This window comes from Mesorhizobium sp. M2A.F.Ca.ET.039.01.1.1, from assembly GCF_003998035.1.
GTDB lineage: Bacteria > Pseudomonadota > Alphaproteobacteria > Rhizobiales > Rhizobiaceae > Mesorhizobium.
In genome coordinates this window covers 1-4,006 of the sequence record NZ_RZRY01000579.1, presented here as the reverse complement: position 1 = coordinate 4,006, position 4,006 = coordinate 1, and the positions used below count along the sequence as shown (strand labels likewise).

Sequence of the window (4,006 nt, the reverse complement as noted above, 5' to 3'; positions counted from 1 at the left end):
CACTATGATCGCGCAGACGATGATTATTTCACCGGCGAAAGGTCCCACCAGGACTTTGAACGTTTCCGCATGCGCAGCCACGAGCCTGCGGGTTCGCCAGACCGCTCGACGGACTCTGTATAGTGTCTTTGTTGTTCGGCATAGAAGGCCATGTAGCGATCGAGCGCGGCACGGAACTCCTCCACTCGTCCGGGAGGGCTTTGAGCCGGCCGTATAGTTAGGGCTTCAGTTGTTATCGTCGGGTAATCGCGGCTCCCAGGCATTGCACGCTCTCCTGTGGCTGAGCTGGAGCCAAGATGTCGGGCCGCCTGCAAAACGTATCGAAGCGCGGCCGAACAGTTCCGAAAATCGCCGAAAACACATAATGTCTCGCAATGCCGGAGCAGCGGCTCGCATTTGGTCCTTTTGTGCTCAGCCCCGAGGCGGGAACGCTTCTGAGGCAGGGCCTGCCTGTCGCGATCAGCTACCGGGGGCTGCTGCTCCTATCGGCGATGGCAAGGAACGCCGGTGAGGTCCTGACCAAGTCCGAACTACTGGACGCCGCTTGGCCGGGGACCGCAGTCGAGGAAAGCAATCTCTCGGTCCAGGTCGCGTCCCTTCGGCGCCTTCTCGGCTCCATGGCAGACGGAACAGAGTGGATCGCAACCGTTCCGCGGGTTGGTTACCGTTTCACCGGCGCGATCGAGAGGCTCGACGAGGCAGCAGTCGCGCGAAATTCTGCGGAGCCTGAGCCTTCGATTGCCGTGCTCCCTTTCGTCAACCTGAGCGACGATGCCGAGCAGCAATATTTTGCCGACGGTCTCGCTGAAGATATCATCGTGCGGCTGGCGCGGCTGCGGTGGCTTTTCGTCTGCGCCCGCAACTCGTCCTTCAGCTACAGGAACAAGGCGCTCGACGTGAAACAGGTCGGGCGTGAACTCGGAGTCCGCTACGTGCTGGGCGGCAGTGTCCGCCGCTCGGGTCAGCGGCTCAGGATCAGCGCCGAGGCGAGTGACACCTCCAGAGGGCGCCAAGTATGGACAGAGCGATACGACGTCGAGCTGGCTGATTTCTTCACGCTACAGGATCAGATCGCCGATAGCGTCATCGGTGCCGTCGAGCCTAAACTCTATGCGGCAGAGCATCAGCGTTACATCAGCCGGCCTCCCGCTAGCCTTGACGCGTGGGGATTCGTAATGAAGGCGATGCCTCACATATGGAGCTGGAGCTCGGAAAGCGAGCTCGCGGCCGCCGAGCAACTGCTACGCAGGGCCGTGGACGCTGACCCGGACTACCCGCGTGCCAATAGCCTGTTCGCCTGGACGATGGCTTCGCGGGCGCTGCTCGGATTGGCGGAGCCGGCCTAGGTTCTTCCGAAGGCGAATGAGATGGCTCAGCGCGCCATTGCGCATGATGCCGACGATCCTTGGACGCATTTCGCCGCCGGTTACGTGCACATGATGGCACGCCGAACGCAGGCGGCCGTCACCGCGCTAACCGATGCGATCACGCTCAATCCAAACCTGGCCATCGCACATGTCATTCTGGGCGCCGCGTACGGCTTTGGAGGGATGCCACAGGACGGCCTGCACCATCTCGCGATCGCCGAGCGGCTTAGCCCGCGCGATTCCACGCAGCAGCCGGGAGTTTTGACCGTGACCGGGATGTGTCACTTCGTTGCCCAACGATACGTCGACGCAGCGAGTTTCGAGCACCGAGCAGTGCTGCTTCGGCCACATTTTGGCGCTGCGTGGCGTACGCTGGCCGCCGCGGCAGGAATGGCAGGGGATCTCGATGAGGCGACACATGCCCTTTCAGAGGCGAAGCGACTCCATCCAACACTGTCGGTCCAATGGGTGGAGAAATATTACCCAATGACCCGGGAACAGGATCGCGCCGCCTATCTTGAGGGGCTGCGGACTGCCGGCCTCGAATGATGTACGCGTTTCGAGGAGCCTTGCCTCGCGAGGGGCAACTGTCACGGCGGGAACAGGGGTTCGATTCCCCCTTAAGCGTATCAGGTCTTTCCGTCCAGGTTCTGATTTAACGGCACATGTCCCTTCTGGCGTGACGTCGTCGATTGAATTAGCATTGCATCATGCTCCCCTGGCCGAAGGCACCAGGGGAGCGGTTTCGAACTTGCCCGGCGGAAGAGGCGAGCGGAACGCGGGGAGGAACCAATGCGGAAGCTGCAGTCGCAAGGCGTTCATCACATCACGCTGGTCGGCGCCGGACGCCAGACCTCGATCGACTTCTGGGAAGGGGTGCTCGGCATGCCCTTCATCTTCGAGCAGCCCAATCTCGACAAGGCGAGCGAGAGCCATCTCTATTTCGATCCCGGCGACGGGCGCCTGATCACGGTCTTCACCGACGAGAGCCGGACCCCGGTCAAGCGGCGCACGCCGACCGATATAGGCTGCGTCCACCACATCGCCTTCGCGGTGTCGCGGGTCACCTTCCTGCAGGCGGTCGCGCGTCTCGACGAGCGCGGCATCAAACACAGCGGCGTCAAGGATCGCGGTTTCATGGATTCGATCTATTTCGAGGATCCGCTGGGACTGCTGATCGAGCTTGCTTCCTACCGTTTCGAGCCGCCGGCCGGCTTCACCCACGCAGACGTGCTGATGGAGGCGCACAAGATCCGCGTGGCGCGCGGCGACTACAATATCGCCGAACTCCATCTGGCCGACGCCATTCAGGCGCTGGTCGAGCGGTCGCGCGAAACCCTGTCGGACGAGCGGACGGCGAAGAATCCATATTGAGCAAGCCATAAGGGGAGGAACAGATGGCAAAGGCTGCAGCGAAGAGCGTGAAGAAACCCGCGGCCAAGGCCGCGGCAAAGCCGACCGCGAAGGCGGCGGCAAAAGCTGCGACGGCGAAGGCCGCGCCTAAGGCGACAACTAAGTCCGCGCCTAAAGCGACGGCAAAAGCCGCATCTAAAGCCAAGGCCAAACCGGCCAAGAAGTCCGGCATAAAACTCCGCATGCTGAGGCCGAGCGTCAACAACCTGACGGTCAGGGTGTTCTTGCGCGCAGCCGGGCTCGATCCCGCCGAGACCGACGCGTGGGGCCATACGCGCTCGCCTGAGTTCCTGGCGCGCAATCCGGCGCATCTGACGCCGATGATCGAGGACAAGGGCCTGCCGCGCGGCGTGCTGTGGGAAAGCTGCGCCATCATGCAGTATCTCGCCAACAAGCACGGGCTGGAGAAGTTCTATCCGAAGGCGCCGGCCAAGCGGGCGATGATCGACAGCGCCATGTTCTATCTGATCGGCACGCTTTATCCCTATGTCGCGCGCGCCACCTATCCGGCGCTCGGCTTCCCGCAATATGCCGGCGAGGTCGGCCACAGCGACGCCCATCCCGACAAAAAATCGGAAGCGCAGAAGGCGGCGATGGCCGCGATCGCCGAGCCGCTCGAGGTGTTTCACTCTTTCTTCCGCAACGGCAAACCGTTCATCGGCGGCAACAACCCCTCGATCGCCGACATAAGGCTGGGGGCAACGCTCGAATTCCTGGCGGTCGTCGACTATGCGCTGCCCAAATGGGCGAAGGAGTACATGGCGGCCCTGGAGAAGAAGCTCGGCAAGGCTTATGCCGAGCCGGCCGGCGACGTGCGCGGCTACATCGCGCATGTGAAATCGCAGGCCAGGGCGTAGCGGTCCCTCGGCGTTAAGGTTTCGTTTACCTAAGACCTGTCTACTGGGTTGAGACCTCGCTGCGACCACGGATGTACTGGCGCCATGACGAGGCAAGGGAAAGGTCGGCTCCGTGCCGGCCTTTTGCTTTTCGCGGCCATCGCCGAAATCACGACAGTATGATTGCACCACCGACGGGCGGACCGAAATCCTATTGTCATCCTCGTCATGGATCGTACGATACCGTTATAGGCAGAGCGACGGCGACGAGGACCTGCGATGAACACGGCAAGATTTCTTGTGATGGCGGGCACGCTGTCGGTTGTGCCCTTTCCAGCGGCCGCCACCGCACCGCTCAACGGCATGAACGAGGTCGGCGCCGCCCTGCTC

The 4,006-nt window shown here is 62.2% G+C and carries 4 protein-coding genes; all 4 read left to right on the top strand.

Annotated features, from left to right (window positions below; genetic code table 11):
* Window positions 1–374: 374 nt before the first annotated feature.
* The 4 genes from EOA24_RS29660 to EOA24_RS29645 all read left to right on the top strand — a co-directional run bounded on the left by EOA24_RS29660 (window position 375) and on the right by EOA24_RS29645 (window position 3,637).
* Window positions 375–1,346, top strand: a complete 972-nt coding sequence (locus EOA24_RS29660) for a winged helix-turn-helix domain-containing protein (RefSeq protein ID WP_126080864.1) — start codon at window positions 375–377, stop codon at window positions 1,344–1,346.
* Between the two features lie 21 nt (window positions 1,347–1,367).
* Window positions 1,368–1,916, top strand: coding sequence for a hypothetical protein (locus EOA24_RS29655; protein ID WP_126080865.1), 549 nt, complete (start codon window positions 1,368–1,370; stop codon window positions 1,914–1,916).
* A 243-nt stretch (window positions 1,917–2,159) separates the two neighbouring features.
* Window positions 2,160–2,741, top strand: a complete 582-nt coding sequence (locus EOA24_RS29650) for a VOC family protein (protein ID WP_127258366.1) — start codon at window positions 2,160–2,162, stop codon at window positions 2,739–2,741.
* 23 nt (window positions 2,742–2,764) lie between these two features.
* Window positions 2,765–3,637: a glutathione S-transferase family protein gene (locus EOA24_RS29645; RefSeq protein ID WP_126080867.1), complete on the top strand. Its 873-nt coding sequence runs from the start codon at window positions 2,765–2,767 to the stop codon at window positions 3,635–3,637.
* Window positions 3,638–4,006: the final 369 nt, after the last annotated feature.